The sequence below is a fragment of the Pontibacillus sp. ALD_SL1 genome (assembly GCF_017355605.1).
In genome coordinates this window covers 1,214,169-1,229,406 of sequence record NZ_CP062974.1, presented here as the reverse complement: position 1 = coordinate 1,229,406, position 15,238 = coordinate 1,214,169, and the positions used below count along the sequence as shown (strand labels likewise).

Below are 15,238 nucleotides of genomic sequence, written 5' to 3'. Positions count from 1 at the left end.
CCAACAGAAAGGATGAGATCAATGTATAAGAGATCACAATACCAGCCTGTCGGAGGAGGAGAATACGATACATCAGCAGCAAAAGAAGTAATCTATTCTAAAGAATTTAAGAAAGCCGACATTGCTGGCGGTTATCGTAAACCAAAATTACAAGAAGCCAAAAATAGTAACCCTCAGTTACCGTAAAGGGATTACATGTAAAGAAGCAGCCTGGAGACAGGCTGCTTTTGGTTTTTACTCAATATCTTCTCTAAGATCGAAACAAAAATTCCAATGCCTGAGAGTATAGTAGAGCTATAAAGATCCCCTTTTTCTTCAAACCGCTCCCTCTCCCTATTAATCTATTTATCGGGACGATGGACCTGTCCCTTAGTCCCCCGACAAAGACTTAATATTATGGCTACACCCTTAAATTACTTAGTTTTTTACTTAATAATCTTTACATTCAAGATTAAATTGAAAAATGTATCCATATTCTTGCGTTACTACAAATTATTCATTCTAATGATCTGCCCTATATTAGTACCGACCCAGACTCCTAAAAAAGGGAGAAGGTCACCAATAGAGTCGATTCTAAAAGAGTGTAAATCTACTAAAAATATGCTTACAGTAAATACAACACTTACTATAGTTACAATTATAAATCCTGCCCATGTTCTTTGTTCCCACTGTTTTTCTCCTATCCGATCTTTCTCAAAAGCGTATACATACTTTGCTTCCTTTGTCCCAAACGTCTTTCCCTTCACAAGTTTAAACAGCTCATTCCCTGAAATGACCCAAAAAAGCACGGAAAATATAATCAAAAGAGACAAGGTTGAATAATCCTTGTTTAATAAATAAGTAACAAAAAGCCCAAGCATTAATATAAAGATTAAATTAGACTGGATTAGTAACCTCTTTCTCATTCGTTTTACTTTATGTAGATCCCATTCCGGTCCACTCATTGCATCCCCCACCTTTTAGTAGCACGCTATCCATTCACAGGATTAATAACGATTTGTATTAGATTACCTTTTCTTTATATACGATTTCTGATACAAATGGTTCCTTCTTATTGCATTTTCTTCCTCTTTCCGTAAATGAACTGAATAGCACATCTTTAAACCTATCCCCGAATAAGATAAGTAAAAATAAAAGCACGAAATGGGGAATCTTCTTGCTACAAGTATCAGGAAGTCCATATCCATCTAATCCTCAGGTGAACATTGGTCCTTTGGAGAACGAAATTATAGAGCGAATGCAAAATTCGAGTGAAGTATACTCTTATTCTTCCATGAATGAATTAGTATTTGATTTACAAGTTCGGAAAAACACAATAGAAAGTGCAGAAGAGATGAGCGAAGGGGAAGCTACGTTTCGAGGGTTTTGGTCGGCTGCCTGTAATCCTGATTACTGGTATTTGACGCCGGCTGGCGGATTCTTAATCAAGCCCAATGTCCTTCCTTCTGACGCCATTCAAGATATCTATAACAATAGTTCCCTTTATGCTTATGAATGCGCGACTGCTTGCGTCATAGTTTTTTATCATGCTGTTATGAAAAGTATTGGGGCATCTTCATTTAATCGCTTGTTTCAGAACCTTTACCTATACAGCTGGAATACAGATCCTGACCTCGGGACTTATACGTATTATGCCAATGATTTCTTGCCTGGGGATGTAGTTTATTTTAATAATCCGGACTATGATCGTGAAAACGCAAATTATAGAGGAGAAAATGCAGTCGCGATGGGCGGTGGGAAGTTTTTTGGACATGGTATTAACATCGTAACAACCGAAGGGATGATTGAATTCCTAAATAGTAAGAGATATGAAGGGAGTCAACGATCTGCTTATCTAACAAGCTCTGTCACGCGTTTACTTGTCGATCGTTTCATGCCTTATTCGAATACGTATAGAAATGTGTTACCTACTGTTCCACTCCTATCAATCCACCACAACAAAATATCCATCTCGCTCATTCAACATATTTACTATCTCTCTAAAGGAAATCGCAATTCATGATCGAAACCGTGACATGTACCCATTTTTGAGGTTGACGGGCTCGAAATTGAAATAGGTGCGTATACTGTAGTGACAAATAACTAGTCTGAAAGGAAGAATGAATATGTATGGTAATGTTAACGCACCTGCAAATGTAAATGCCCCTTCAAATGTGGCTCCTGCTTATATGGGACCTTCTTACGGAATGATGCCTTGCCGTAACGACAACACGTTTGTTTTAATTGTTGTGTTGTTCATCCTGTTAATCATTGTTGGCGCTTGCTGTTATTACAACTGCTAATAAATGATTACCCAAAAATAAAAAGTGAAATACGCTAATATAAGGGACATGAGTATCGATTGCTCATGTCCCTTTGTCTTTTAAAGATTAAATTGTATGTCCGATTTGGCCTGCTCTAGATCTCTCACAAACTTCCCATACCCATTAAGAGCAAGTAAATACTTCTTAGATGTAGTCGTGAGCACTAAACGGTCATTAATTCGACCTGGTATTCCTATAATAATAGCATCCCCTGGGCCCGCAAAGTATTCCGATTCTTCTACCTTTATAATTTCATGAAGCGGAATGGTCACACGAGAGAAAAGGTGCTTTACTTCTAAAACATCACCTTTTACTTTCCAACGTACCTGAAAGAAGTAAACGATCATTAGAAATACGAGCAAACCGAGACCTATCCAAAGAATTGTCATGCTTCGCACCCTCCTTTATAGTATCTACGGTTTAAATAAATGATCGTTTCAATCGATTTTATGAGAAGTGGAAATTTGCCTCTATTCTCTAACCCTATTAAGCTATGATCGAACAGAAGCGCTAGAATCATTTAACTCTCCAATCTCGATCCGATTCCCATCAGGATCTGATAAAACAGCAATCGTTCCCCATTCAAATTCTAGCCTTCTCTCTTTGAACGATCCCCCTCGCTCTTCTAACCGTTGCACTTCCTCGTCCAAGTCTTCCACATCAAAACGGACAACAGTGGGGTTTTGATTTCTCGCCTTTTCCACATCACTCCCAACCCCACCTTGCTCGACCATCAAATAACCGTGCGGGAGATCAAAAGAAACGAGTGTACTTTTTACGTTCCTTACAGGCAACTGAAGAAGGTCTTTATAAAAAGAAATACATTCTTCATACTTCTCCGTAAACAGAATCAACCCAAACTCTCGAAAGTTCATATGTAGGCTCCTTTATAGCATTCTTTTAGACCCCAATCCAAAACCGCTTCACGACATTCCCATTTTCTTCGATATGATCTGCATCTTGTACGCCCCCATTATTCAAGATCGTTTTCATCGATCCTTCGTTATCCGCATCACATACAACCAACGCTTCTTGAATACCAAGTTCTTTCGCTTTCTCGAGCGCGAGTTGTAGTATAGCTGTCGCATACCCTTTACGACGTTCAGACGGACGAATGCCGTAACCAATGTGGCCACCACTTTTCTTGAGAAACTCCGTTAACCCGTGGCGAATATTTACGATTCCAAGTATGCGGTTGTACTCATTCGTTAGCCAAAAGGTAGAGTCAGGCAGCCATCCCTCAGGCTGACCAATGCCTTTAGAATTATTTTGTAAATACAGAAGCATCGCTTCAAAGTCTGTTGGGTCCTTCTGTAGGACAAATGGGATTATGTTCTCTCCGCTTTCTACCCATTCGTTATAGTAAGATTGATAAGCTGCTTGTAATTCAATTGATGGTTCTACTAGTTTGAGATGTTGTTTCATTTGGCCCTCTCCCTTTTGGTAAATTTTCACTAGTTTATCACAAAGGATGAGGGCATGAAACTTTTGAATTGGAAATTATTTCTTTCCTAAAGTTTTAAAGTATCGTTTCATTTAGTAGCCAAACCCTTTATGCATACCGAGTCAACTTTGGTTCAACAATAAAAGGGATCAACTTAAGAAGGAGAGATTATATGAAACCAAACAAATCATCTAAAGAAAATGCGAAATCCCCAATGAAAAAAGGCTTTGCCCGAACAGATCCTCAGAAAGTAAAACAAGACATTCAAAAGGACTTAGAAGCCGGAATCGGAGATATGACGTCTCGTGAGGCTGGATCGATGAGGAATTAACAACATACTAAAAAGACGCCAACATAGTTATGGCGTCTTTCTTAACACCTATTATAAAGATCATTCAGAGGCTTACCCCCTCACCCAGATTACATATTTCTTCAAACCCTTCCAGATCCCAAAAGCCACTGCACACAAAAGAATCGACACCCCCAAAGCTACAGGCAAACTGAATGCCTGAGGAACCTCCCAAGCTCCGATATTCATCTGAATCCATTCCATGCCAAACGTGCGAAGAATCCCTGCTATTAGTAGAAGAAAAGCACTCACCACAAACCCAAAAACCAGGGCACAGCCCACCGTGGCAATAATAAGAGTTGTAAAACCTAGTCCTAACAGGTTTAGTACACGTTTCATTTCTTTAACCTCCAAAATTGAATCTCCTTATTTAGTTCAACGTGATATTTCTTAGATTCTACTATGTATATGTTGAAGAAATTTCAGGTATGCTCTCCTGTTTTAGGGTAATCCATACATAAAAAAGGTAAAGAGCCCAGGGCTCTTTACCTTTTAATCTTCACCTATAATTCTAACTTCTGTTTCAAGGTCTACACCGAACTTCTCTTTAACGGTTTTCTGAACGTGTTTGATTAAATTCACATAATCCGTTGCCGTTCCTCCACCGACATTCACCATAAACCCAGCGTGCTTCGTTGAAACCATTACGCCGCCAATTTGAACGCCCTGTAAGTCACTGTCTTGAATTAACTTACCAGCGAAATAGCCTGGAGGCCTTTTAAAGACGCTGCCGCATGAAGGGAATTCTAAAGGCTGTTTGGATTCACGTTTGAACGTCAAATCATCCATCTTTTCCTTAATGACGTCATACTCCCCTTCTTGTAATGCGAAGGTAGCCTCTAATACCAGTAAGTTCCGATCAGGGATGTTACTTGTTCGATAACCTAATCCAAGATCTTCAGCACTTACGGCTAGAAGCTCTCCTTTATCCGTAACGACAACCGCGCTTTCAAGCACATCGGAAACCTCGCCACCGTATGCTCCTGCGTTCATATAGAGGGCTCCGCCTGTTGTGCCAGGGATTCCGCATGCAAATTCCAATCCAGTAAGCTTTTTCTCTAAAGCATATCTAGAAACATCAATAATCTTAGCACCAGCTTGAGCTGTTATTTTGTTTCCATTATTACTAATGTCCTTCATCTTCCCTAAGAAAAGAACGACACCTCTAATGCCACCATCTTTAATAATCATGTTCGACCCATTCCCAAGGAACGTTACAGGCACTTCGTTTTCATAGCAATAGGCCAATACCTCTCCTGCCTCGTTGTTACTCTCAGGGGAGACCAAAATATCCGCTTCTCCGCCAGTATTGGTGAATGTGTAGGTTCTTAACGGTTCATCTTTTTTTACATGGTTCACGTTAATTAACTTTGAAAGATCATCGTACCATTTCATTTTTGTCATATCTATTCAATCCTTTTGTTTCATTCGTCTAGTTTATATTATGAACATATTTTTTCTTTGTTCACAATCATATTGAATTCTAATCATCTCTAACTTCTTTCGTAAGTCAGTTCCATCTAAATAATAATAATAATAATTGGAACCAATCTTAAGTATAACACCTTCTGCAAGAAAGCATATGTATGCTCCAATATTATCTCACTACATAAAATAATATCATACTTCAACAGTCTATAAATGACATACCTTCAAATTCCTTATCAAATCCTGGGACATAGGGACAGTTTCATGCCCCTTCGAGTCTCAAAATAAAACGTTTTACCCACCATATATAAAAACGGACAAAATGCTTAAGCATCTTGTCCGTTTGGTTATCCCTCACCTATGCTAAAGGTAAACGGGACAAGGTACCTGTCCCTCCATCCCATTTCTATTTCACCCCTACCTCTGATTCTTTTCCTTCTACAATTAAATTAAAGTAGGTCAATGACTTTCGGTCTATGTCCAACTCACCTTTCTTCCAAGTCTTCTGCAAGAACACTTCAGCAACAGCTGTCTTACGCGCTCCTCCTTTGACTGCATCTTCAAGAGCCACCACACTCTCGAAAATCCTAGCCATTTTCTCTGCCAGGTGCTTGGCATAAAACGTTTGCTCCTCTTCAGTGTATGAAAAGAGTTGACTAATCTCTTGATCTAGCTCTTCTACTTTTTCATAGACAAGTGCTCGTTGTGATTGAAGGTTGGCTGGTAAGGCGTCTAAAGAAGACTTCATCTCCTCTATGAAAACGTTGTGAACCTGAAATTTCTTCATCAGCTTTAACACCTCAAGACCGAGGATGTTGGCTGTTCCCTCCCAAACGGTAAGCACCTGGGCATCGCGTAAAAGACGAGGCATGACAAAGTCTTCGATATAACCATTACCCCCGTGCATTTCGATGCTTTCGTGACAGAAGTGAATGGCCTGCTCGGCGGTTTCTTTTTTCAAAATGGCGATCAGCAGGCGCTCAAAAGCAATGCCTCGCTTGGAAGCTTTCTCTGGCTCATTGGCAATGTTGTCAAATAAGGAGATAAGCTTAAAGACACTGCTCGTTTCGACTTCTTGCTTTGCTTTTAACGAGACAAGTGTATCCTGAACCATCGGAAATTCTTTTAATGGACTTCCGAACGCGACCCTGTCGTAGGCGTATTGCTTCGCTTCAAGATAGGCTCTTTGCATAATACCGATCGAAGCAACAGCGTTACAGACACGCGATAGATTCAAAGCTTCCATCATGTAATAGATGCCACGCTCCGGTTCACCTACGAGGTAGGCTTTCACTCCTTTAAATTCCACCTCAGCTGATGGAACGGCCCTGACACCTAATTTGTCTTTTAAACGACGAATGGATATGCCTTCTGCCGTTTGCTCTTTATCTTTCCAAGGCACAAGGAATAAGCTAAGCCCCTTAGATCCATCGCCGTCTCCTTCTCTTCTGGCAAGTACCATAGCCACACCGCACATGCCTGCGTTACTGGCAAAATACTTCTCACCAGTAAGACGGTACACCTCTCCGTCCTTAATCGCTGTTGTTTCATTCGCTCCAACATCTGATCCACCTTGTCGCTCAGTCAGAAACGTTGCGCCTTCATACAACTCCACGTCCCCTGTCGAGAGTACGTGAGGCAAGTATTTCTTCTTCAATTCATCGCTGGCATAATGATCGATTAAGTAGGCGGTTGCCATTGTTAACGTAACAGGACAGTAAAACCCAGGCTCTGTATGAGAAAGAAGATACCCTTGCGCATACGAATAAATGTAATTGCCTTTTTGTCCTAGCTCCGGAATCGGCTTATGCACATACCCAACGATTCCGCGGTCATACGTCTGCTGTATAGTCCTCTTATACCCGTCATTTACCCACACATAAGAAATGTCGTTCCCCATTTTGTCGTATTTGATTAACTTCGGTTGCCCTTCCCGGTCAGTGTGTGCTGCACGCTCATCAATTTCAGTTCCACAAAGCTCGCCATATTCATCAAGCTCCTGCTTCGCCCACTCGGCAAAATCATCCTCTAAATACTGATCAAGAATAAACGATAAATTCGGATCTTCACGATAATAGTTCAATATTAGACCTCCTTCACTGCTTGCGCTTGCCGTAACTGATGCTTCAGCAACTTACCTGTTGCATTCCGCGGTAGCGCTTCTAAAAATTCGTAAACTCTAGGGATTTTATAATCTGCAACCTTACTTCTAAGGAAAGAAGACAACTCTTCTGATGAAGATTCAACACCATTTTGAGGAACAATGAATGCTTTCACCGTCTCACCCCAGTCCGGATGAGGAATTCCAACGACAGCAACTTCTGCAACAGATGGATGAGTCTGGAGTGATTCTTCAATCTCTTTAGGGAAGATGTTCACACCACCCGAGATGATCATATCCTTCTTCCGATCGATGACCCAGAAGAACCCATCTTCATCGCGTTTCCCAACATCACCAGTATAAAGCCAACCATTACGCAGAACTTCGTGCGTCTTCTCAGGGTCTTTGTAGTATCCCTTCATAACCCCTTCGCCTCTAAGGACAATCTCGCCGACTTCACCAGGTGGAGCTGGCTCTCCATTTTCATCAACAAGTTCGATTTCACTATTTAAGGCCGGTCTTCTTCCAATGCTTCCTGCCTTCTTGTTATGTTCGTGTGGTGATAAAAGTGTACCGTTTGGCCCTGCTTCGGTTAACCCATACACGCACATGAAGCGATCGGTCTGGAACTGTTCTTTCACAAACTCCACTTCCTCCGTTCCAAGCGGGGCTCCTCCGTATACCCAATATTGCACGGAGCTTAAGTCGTATTCTTTTACGTTTGGATGTTTGGCGGTTAATAGATAAGCAACTGGAGCGCCGAAAAAGTGTGTGACGTGTTCTTTTGAGACAAGATCAAGAAGTAAATCTGGGGTGAAGGTTGGTGCTAGGATGTGAGTAGCTCCGACGTAGGTCGTCGACATCATAAATAAGTGGAGAGGGGCAGAGTGGCTAAGTGGCATCATGTGGAGCACGCGGCTACCGGGCTCCATTTTCATTTCAATCGCCATCATGGTGGCAACGGTTTGAATATTTCGGTTCGTAAACAAAACACCTTTAGGTTTTCCGGTTGTACCAGATGTATAGAGGAGTGCGACTTCATCGTCTTCTTTTGTTGTTGAGGTTCGAGGAGTATCAGGTGAAGCTTTCATCAGCGCTTCCATCGAACGCCATCCATCATCGGCGTCGCCTGTCTTCAAACAAATAAGATTGGAGTCAACAAACGGCGCTACTTGAGAGAAAAGTAGATCATGAGTGAGAAAAGCTTTCGCATCACTGTGCTCGACAATATAAAGGATTTCATCATATACGAGCTTTGCATTAATCGGCACGATCACAGCATCGAGTCGCTGTACAGCGAAGTACGCATACAGAAACTCTTCTGTATTGGGCATATGAAGAATAACCTTGTCCCCGGCGCCAACGCCTAAAGAAGCTAGTCCATTTGCCAACCGGTTCACTCTCACGTCCCATTCCTCATACGTCACTCGATTTCCATTTGACACAATCGCTTCCTGATCAGGGCTTCTACGTGCTTGCATGGCTAACAGTTCAGATCCATTCATTTCGTTTCCTCCTCTTGGTCTTCAAAAATTCTCACGAAACTGATCCAACATCGGCGTATGTTCGTAAACTCTTTGATTCGCTTTTCTCTCTTACATTCTCCTCGTTTTATAGTTGTAACAATTTTCTAATTATTCCTAATGTACCATTTACGTTACCGCCCCCTACATTTCCTTTATTTAGAGCTAATTATTTTGCTTTAAAGCAAGATTCGTTTCATAATGAAGGAGTATCATATAAATTATGGAAAATTAACCTTTTACGCCTTTTGTAAACTACTTTTCATAGAATAGGATTGTAAGTGAAATTGGAAATGGGAGGGTTCAGCTTGAAGAAATCAATTCTTATCATTAGTACAATATCAGTTTGTATTGTCCTGTTTCTAGGCGGGTATGTCGTTGGAATTATTACTCACAATGAGGTTTCAAGAGAAATCCGTTTCGGCTACCAACACAGTGAGCAACCAAATCGAGTGGATTATCCTCATGTGTTTACAGATTTGGAGAATCAGACGATTATTGATAACTTGATGATGACATACTTACATAAGGAAAAGATAGAAAGTGCTAATGTAAATGTAGAAAAGCCTGATCTTTATATGAGTGTAGGAAGTCCGAAGCAATCTGTTATATTAATTAGTGCCCGGATTTGGTTTACACCTGACGGGGCGATTGTAGGGGAAAGACGCGGAGAAAACTGGGATGAGGTAGCGTTTTACAAATGGGATAATAGGGATGCTCGCTATATAATGGATACGATTAATTATGAGGAGAATAACTAATTAGATAGTTGGACAGGCGCCCCACTTTACTCACCATGAAACTCCTCATAACCCAGGAAGTAAATCATTAACCCGACATAATACACGAGACTTACAAGGAACCAATCCCTTACTTCGAGAAATGTACATAACACACTAAAACAGAACCCTCCTAGCAATAGCGGTATGATTGCAACTCTTGTACTCTTATTTAAGGTTACTATACCAAAAATAGTTACGAACACGAATCCTGCAATTACCATAACAATAATAGGAGTCCATTCTACATCTGTAGACGTTACGACAGAGATTGTTCCACCCACTAACATAACCCATATCATAGCGAAAATCATCTGCCTCATCTAACCCCTCCTATGTATCAAAAAAACACGCCACTCAAAGTGACGTGTCTATTTATCATTATTCGGTAATCTTGCAATACTTTCCTTGATAATACCCAAGTGGAACCCCGTCTTTAATACTCAAGTTCTTCACTTCACCGATATAGATCGTGTGGTCCCCTGCTTCGTGGCTATCGTAAAGGCTACACGCGATATTAACGAGTGAGTCTTTAATTGCTGGCTGTTCTTCAAAGCGGTCAAAGGTAAGCTCCCACTTTTCTTTCACCATTCCAGCAAAGTAGTTCGACATATCTTCTTGTTCGTTAGAGAGGATATTCACCACAAATTGGCCAGACTCTTTAATGTACTCGTGCATTCTAGCTTTCTTCGCCACAGATACAGCGATTAATTTCGGATCCATTGAAACAGACATAAATGCATTGGCCGTCATGCCGCGCACTTCATCATCCGTTTCTGTTGTCACAACAGTGACACCTGTTGCGAATTTACTCATTGCGGTTTTAAACATACGATCGTCCATCAAAACACCTCATTTATTTTTATTAACTATAATTAGCTTCATCTCTGTCATTTCGTCAACGGAGTAACGAATTCCTTCCCGTCCGGTACCACTTTCTTTCACACCCCCATATGGCATGTGATCAACGCGGTACGTTGGGATGTCGTTAATAAGCACGCCACCTACGTGAAGTTGATCCGCTGCTTCGAAAGCGTGGTGAATGTTTGGCGTAAAAATACCTGCCTGTAGTCCGTAGCGGGAATCATTTACAGCTTCAATGCCGTCTTCAATCGTTTGAATGCGCTCGATTACTACAACAGGAGCGAACACCTCTTTACAAGATACCTTCATCGTTCGATCGACGTTCGTCAACACAGTTGGACGCATGACATACTCCTCTATCATACCACCTGTTTCTAGTATGGCTCCACCCTGAACTGCTTCTTCGACCCAGGAAAGCGCGCGTTTTGTATCTTCTTTTGTAATAAGAGAAGATACATCAGTCTCAGGATCAAGCGGGTCCCCCATCTTCAGCTTCTCTGCTTCTGAGACAAAAGCACGGAGGAACGCCTGGTAGACAGCGTCATGGACATAAATGCGTTGTAACGAAATACACACCTGTCCCTGGTAAGCAAAAGCCCCTGTAACCGCCCGCTTCGCCACGTCAGCTAGGTCAACACCTTCATCAACAATGAGCGCTGCATTTGAACCAAGTTCAAGGGTGACTCGTTTGAGTCCTGCCTGGTTTCGTATTCCAATCCCAGTTTCCGCACTCCCCGTAAACGTAATCATCTTAACTCGTTCGTCCTTTACAAGTCGATCACCTACAACACGCCCGCTTCCGGTAACCACATTACATGCGCCCTTTGGCAAACCAGCTTCTTCTAATAGCTCTGCAAGAAAGAAGGCCGAAAGCGGCGTACCAGATGCCGGTTTAAGGACGACTGAGTTCCCAGCTGCAATCGCAGGTCCAACTTTATGAGCTACCAGATTCATAGGAAAGTTAAACGGCGTAATCGCCCCAATGACGCCAAGCGGCTCCCGTACTGTGTAACCAACACGATTCTCACCACCAGGCGCCGCATCCATCGGAAGCGTCTCACCATAGCGATTACGCGCTTCCATCGCCGAAAATGTATACGTCTGAATCGTTCGCTTCACCTCAACCCGAGCCGCCTTAATCGGCTTCGCAGCTTCATTTGCAATAATCATAGCCGCTTCGTCCTGTCGTTCCTCTAGCAGACTAGCAAGTCGATCAAGAATCCCTGCTCTCTCGTGTGATGAGAGGGCACGCATTAAATAAGCCGCTTTCTCAGCCGCCTCAATCGCCCTGTCCACGTCCTCGATTGTTCCTTGTGGGATATCGGCTAGTTTTTCTCCGTTATAAGGAGAAAAAAGGGGAACATAACGCTCCCCTTCCACCCACTCGCCGCCTATATAGAGATGTTTCTTTGTATACGTATTTAATGTACCCACGAACCATTCCCCCTTGAATTCTCTTCATCTTCATAAATTTTCTACTAATTTTTATTTATCACATATAAGCTCCATCATATATAGACTTGGATCACATTAGTTGTTTTGCAATAGTTAGAGAAATGTTTCCGTTAACTTTTACGGGGATTAAGATGGGCCGGGAAACTACTCGCTTTCCGCGGGCGAGATGTCGAGCCTCCTCGGGCAAAAAGCATGCCCTGCGGGGTCTCGTCTACCTCTTCTTCCCGCAGGAGTCTCGCAGTTTCCCGGCCCATCTTTTCTGTATTAGGAGTAACGGAAACGTACTAAATTTGGAGCAAGGGAGCTTATAAAACATTGAGCGTAGTCCGTTCACCAACTTATCGTAAGGGCAGGCTTGGGGACTGCGAGACTCCCGCGGGGAAAGGAGCCTAGGGGAGACCCCACAGAGAGCGCAAGCGAACGAGGAGGCTTCCCAGCTCCCCGCAGGAAAGCGAGTGGTCCCCAAGCCTGCCCAAGCAGTCATATGGCAACGGACATCCCCTCATACAACCTCCTAAATGATAAAGGTTGGTTTCTTTTTCTTGAGCGTTGGCTCCTGGAGTGGGAGTGTTTTGCCTGTGTGCACATTCTGCACCAGGGACGCCTCGTTGAACCAGCGGTCGGGGGCTTCGTGTCCCCAGAAGGTCTGGCGCATGGGGTCATTGATATCCCAACGGATTGGTTTGAAATCTGGATCACTTGTTAAGTAGTCACCGTTGTAAAGTTCAATCCGGTGACCGTCTGGATCTCTTAAATATAGGAAGAACGCGTTCGACAATCCGTGTCGTCCTGGGCCGCGTTCGATGCTGTCGACGTAACCCATTGAGGCGAGTACGTCACACGCATGAATCAGGCTAAGCTGGTCACTGAGCCAGAAGCCTATGTGGTGAAGGCGCGGACCGTCCCCGTTCATAAAGGCAACGTCGTGAACACTTGGTTTACGGTGGAGCCATGCTGCCCAAATCGCTTCGTCATCTGAGGATGTATACTCCGAACAACGGAAGCCTAACTCTTCTGTGTAAAAGTCATACGCTTTTTGTACGTCAGCAACCATGCAGTTAAAGTGATCAATACGCTGCACTCGGGCTCCGCGGTATTGATCATAACGCTGCAGCATCCGGTCTACCGTATCCATTTTGGCAAAGAATTCAACTGGTATTCCAGAAACATCTTGAACACGGAAGGAACGGCCGATTGCTTTTTGCGAACCTGCTTCCATCCACTTTACTTTGTAGCCTTTGCCGTCAAATAGGCTTGCAAGAGTATCAAGGTCTTCCTCACACATCAACTTGTAGCTAATGACTTCAACAGAGGCTTCGTCACCTTTTTTCAATAGAAGACTGTGATGATTGTGTTCTTCAAGACCTCTGTAGTAAATATGCGTGTCATCGGCATCTGTCTCCACAAAGCCGAGCGCTTCGTAAAAAGTGCGAGAAGCGTCTAAGTCTTTTACATGTAAGACTGCACGGGCTGAACGAATAATATCAAATGTCATTTGGACTCCTCCTTATACGCTTGTGACGTTTGGCTTTTTCGAACCGCTTTTATTAAGAAAGTCCTGCACAAAGTCTTTGTACGGATCTTTGTCATACTGGTCAAAGTACGTCATGCCCATCTTAATCGGATCTCCGAAGAAGTAATACTCATAGTGCGCCTGGCGCGAACCGAAAGCACTAAGCGTTGCATCCCATGCTAAACGGAACAGTTGGACACGTTCAAAACCATCAAGGTTCTTCCCTTGCATGGCACGATTAATAATCGGACCAATCTCCTCGTGCTGGAAGTCTGCTTCAGTCGGGATTCCCATAAGACCTGATGCCCCAAGAATACGAAGAATTTCTGTGATACGAGGGTACACACGCGGATACCAGTTACGAGCTGCATTAAGCGCTTCAAAGTCCGGCGTCATCGTGCCCCATTTGTCTAGTTTCGCGTTATGCTCAGCTTTATAAAGGTGCGATTTCATCGTCTCAAGAGTCAGCATCACTTCTGTTCCTTTGTCTTTTACGTGCTGGAACTGATCAATGCCGATCGCGTCCATAACCTGTAGGATAATGCCAAGTAAGAATTCTGTTTTCACAACGTTCTTCGAGACGACCTGGTGAGACATATGCACAACGGCACCCGTTTCACCAAACGTACGGTTACAGATCGACGAGTTCTCACAAACGAAGACACGCTCCCACGGAACGAAAACGTTTTCAAAAGAAACGATCGCGTCTCCCTCTTCAAACCTAGAGGACAATGGATGATCCCACTCGTTCTTTCCGTAATCAAACGACTCACGACTAATGAACTTTAAGCCTTCTGTGTTATTTGGTACAGCAAAAGCTAACGAATACGGATCATCTAGTTCGCCAGACTTCTTAACTGTCGACGGGAAAACAAGAATCTCATCCGTGATACCACCCTGCGTTGCCAATAGGCGAATACCATCGACGATAATACCGTCTTTTCGCTTCTCAACAAGGTGAAGGGCATTATTCGCATCCTTCTGTTCGTGCTGTGCTTTGGCGCGGTTTACCTGCGGATGTATAAGCGTGTGGGTGAGGCTAATGTCATTCTCGCGGCAATACTCATAGTAATTACGCGCATTCTCAGCAAACATCGGATCGGCTTCAGCAAATAAATCTGTTGCCGTTCCCATTGCCATCACTTCAGCATTCAAATAGTCAGGCGAGCGTCCCATCATGCCACCTGTTGCTTTGGCCCATTCCGTAATCGCTTCACGACGCTTAATAAGATCCTCAATCGACTCTGGACGCATGAACGTCATGCCGACTTTGTCCCCTGAGGTTGGAGATGTGTACAGCATTTTGTCTTGATTTTCATACTGAAGATCATACAAATGCGCCATTGATTTGACGACGTTTTTAAATGAAGGGTGCGTAGTCGGATCCTCGACCCGCTCTCCTCCGATGTAGACATTGTTCTTCGCCTTCCGTATTCTCTCAATATACTGATCACCTGTTTTTGCTGGCATCGTATCTCC

18 protein-coding genes are annotated in these 15,238 nt (G+C 43.0%); 5 read left to right on the top strand and 13 right to left on the bottom strand.

Annotation, left to right across the window (positions count from 1 at the left end; translation table 11 throughout):
* Positions 1-21: 21 nt before the first annotated feature.
* Positions 22-186, top strand: coding sequence for a YfhE family protein (locus IMZ31_RS06165; RefSeq protein ID WP_207529686.1), 165 nt, complete (start codon positions 22-24; stop codon positions 184-186).
* A 299-nt stretch (positions 187-485) separates the two neighbouring features.
* On the opposite strand, the gene IMZ31_RS06160 is transcribed toward IMZ31_RS06165, so the two are convergent.
* The gene (locus IMZ31_RS06160; RefSeq protein WP_207529685.1) at positions 486-944 is read right to left on the bottom strand and encodes a hypothetical protein; all 459 of its coding nucleotides are present in this window, start codon (positions 942-944) and stop codon (positions 486-488) included.
* A gap of 212 nt (positions 945-1,156) precedes the next feature.
* On the opposite strand from IMZ31_RS06160, the gene IMZ31_RS06155 reads away from it, so the two are divergent.
* Both IMZ31_RS06155 and IMZ31_RS24705 read left to right on the top strand, forming a co-directional pair.
* Positions 1,157-2,002 (top strand): protein-glutamine gamma-glutamyltransferase, encoded by an 846-nt coding sequence (locus IMZ31_RS06155; RefSeq protein WP_207529684.1) that lies wholly within the window; start codon positions 1,157-1,159, stop codon positions 2,000-2,002.
* Between the two features lie 103 nt (positions 2,003-2,105).
* A complete protein-coding gene (locus tag IMZ31_RS24705) occupies positions 2,106-2,282 on the top strand; it encodes a YjcZ family sporulation protein (RefSeq protein WP_305849403.1) in 177 nt (58 codons plus the stop codon).
* 80 nt (positions 2,283-2,362) lie between these two features.
* Here the strand turns inward: IMZ31_RS24705 and IMZ31_RS06145 are convergent, their stop codons facing one another.
* The 3 genes from IMZ31_RS06145 to IMZ31_RS06135 form a co-directional block, all read right to left on the bottom strand.
* On the bottom strand, positions 2,363-2,692 hold the full coding sequence (locus IMZ31_RS06145; RefSeq protein WP_207529683.1) for a SunI/YnzG family protein: 330 nt from the start codon (positions 2,690-2,692) through the stop codon (positions 2,363-2,365).
* A 102-nt stretch (positions 2,693-2,794) separates the two neighbouring features.
* A complete protein-coding gene (locus IMZ31_RS06140) occupies positions 2,795-3,178 on the bottom strand; it encodes a VOC family protein (RefSeq protein WP_207529682.1) in 384 nt (127 codons plus the stop codon).
* A gap of 25 nt (positions 3,179-3,203) precedes the next feature.
* A complete protein-coding gene (locus IMZ31_RS06135) occupies positions 3,204-3,728 on the bottom strand; it encodes a GNAT family N-acetyltransferase (RefSeq protein WP_207529681.1) in 525 nt (174 codons plus the stop codon).
* Between the two features lie 191 nt (positions 3,729-3,919).
* Between IMZ31_RS06135 and IMZ31_RS06130 the strand changes: the two genes are divergently transcribed.
* The gene (locus IMZ31_RS06130; RefSeq protein ID WP_207529680.1) at positions 3,920-4,078 is read left to right on the top strand and encodes a hypothetical protein; all 159 of its coding nucleotides are present in this window, start codon (positions 3,920-3,922) and stop codon (positions 4,076-4,078) included.
* 72 nt (positions 4,079-4,150) lie between these two features.
* On the opposite strand, the gene IMZ31_RS06125 is transcribed toward IMZ31_RS06130, so the two are convergent.
* The 4 genes from IMZ31_RS06125 to IMZ31_RS06110 all read right to left on the bottom strand — a co-directional run bounded on the left by IMZ31_RS06125 (position 4,151) and on the right by IMZ31_RS06110 (position 9,130).
* Positions 4,151-4,435: a hypothetical protein gene (locus IMZ31_RS06125; RefSeq protein ID WP_207529679.1), complete on the bottom strand. Its 285-nt coding sequence runs from the start codon at positions 4,433-4,435 to the stop codon at positions 4,151-4,153.
* Between the two features lie 153 nt (positions 4,436-4,588).
* Entirely contained in the window at positions 4,589-5,500 is a 912-nt protein-coding gene (murB, locus tag IMZ31_RS06120) for a UDP-N-acetylmuramate dehydrogenase (protein ID WP_207529678.1), read from the bottom strand.
* A 430-nt stretch (positions 5,501-5,930) separates the two neighbouring features.
* Complete coding sequence (locus IMZ31_RS06115) at positions 5,931-7,607, bottom strand: acyl-CoA dehydrogenase family protein (protein ID WP_207529677.1); 1,677 nt, start codon at positions 7,605-7,607, stop codon at positions 5,931-5,933.
* 2 nt (positions 7,608-7,609) lie between these two features.
* Positions 7,610-9,130 carry a class I adenylate-forming enzyme family protein gene (locus tag IMZ31_RS06110; RefSeq protein WP_207529676.1) on the bottom strand — a complete coding sequence of 507 codons (1,521 nt, stop codon included), beginning with the start codon at positions 9,128-9,130 and terminating at the stop codon, positions 7,610-7,612.
* 326 nt (positions 9,131-9,456) lie between these two features.
* Here IMZ31_RS06110 and IMZ31_RS06105 point away from each other — a divergent pair, with 326 nt between their 5' ends.
* Complete coding sequence (locus tag IMZ31_RS06105; RefSeq protein ID WP_207529675.1) at positions 9,457-9,909, top strand: hypothetical protein; 453 nt, start codon at positions 9,457-9,459, stop codon at positions 9,907-9,909.
* A 26-nt stretch (positions 9,910-9,935) separates the two neighbouring features.
* On the opposite strand, the gene IMZ31_RS06100 is transcribed toward IMZ31_RS06105, so the two are convergent.
* The 5 genes from IMZ31_RS06100 to hpaB all read right to left on the bottom strand — a co-directional run bounded on the left by IMZ31_RS06100 (position 9,936) and on the right by hpaB (position 15,229).
* The gene (locus IMZ31_RS06100) at positions 9,936-10,250 is read right to left on the bottom strand and encodes a hypothetical protein (protein ID WP_207529674.1); all 315 of its coding nucleotides are present in this window, start codon (positions 10,248-10,250) and stop codon (positions 9,936-9,938) included.
* A gap of 58 nt (positions 10,251-10,308) precedes the next feature.
* Positions 10,309-10,770 carry a flavin reductase family protein gene (locus IMZ31_RS06095; RefSeq protein ID WP_036781599.1) on the bottom strand — a complete coding sequence of 154 codons (462 nt, stop codon included), beginning with the start codon at positions 10,768-10,770 and terminating at the stop codon, positions 10,309-10,311.
* A 9-nt stretch (positions 10,771-10,779) separates the two neighbouring features.
* Positions 10,780-12,225: an aldehyde dehydrogenase family protein gene (locus IMZ31_RS06090; protein ID WP_207529673.1), complete on the bottom strand. Its 1,446-nt coding sequence runs from the start codon at positions 12,223-12,225 to the stop codon at positions 10,780-10,782.
* Positions 12,226-12,760: 535 nt separating this feature from the next.
* Positions 12,761-13,741 (bottom strand): 3,4-dihydroxyphenylacetate 2,3-dioxygenase, encoded by a 981-nt coding sequence (gene hpaD, locus IMZ31_RS06085; RefSeq protein WP_207529672.1) that lies wholly within the window; start codon positions 13,739-13,741, stop codon positions 12,761-12,763.
* 12 nt (positions 13,742-13,753) lie between these two features.
* On the bottom strand, positions 13,754-15,229 hold the full coding sequence (hpaB, locus tag IMZ31_RS06080; protein ID WP_207529671.1) for a 4-hydroxyphenylacetate 3-monooxygenase, oxygenase component: 1,476 nt from the start codon (positions 15,227-15,229) through the stop codon (positions 13,754-13,756).
* Positions 15,230-15,238: the final 9 nt, after the last annotated feature.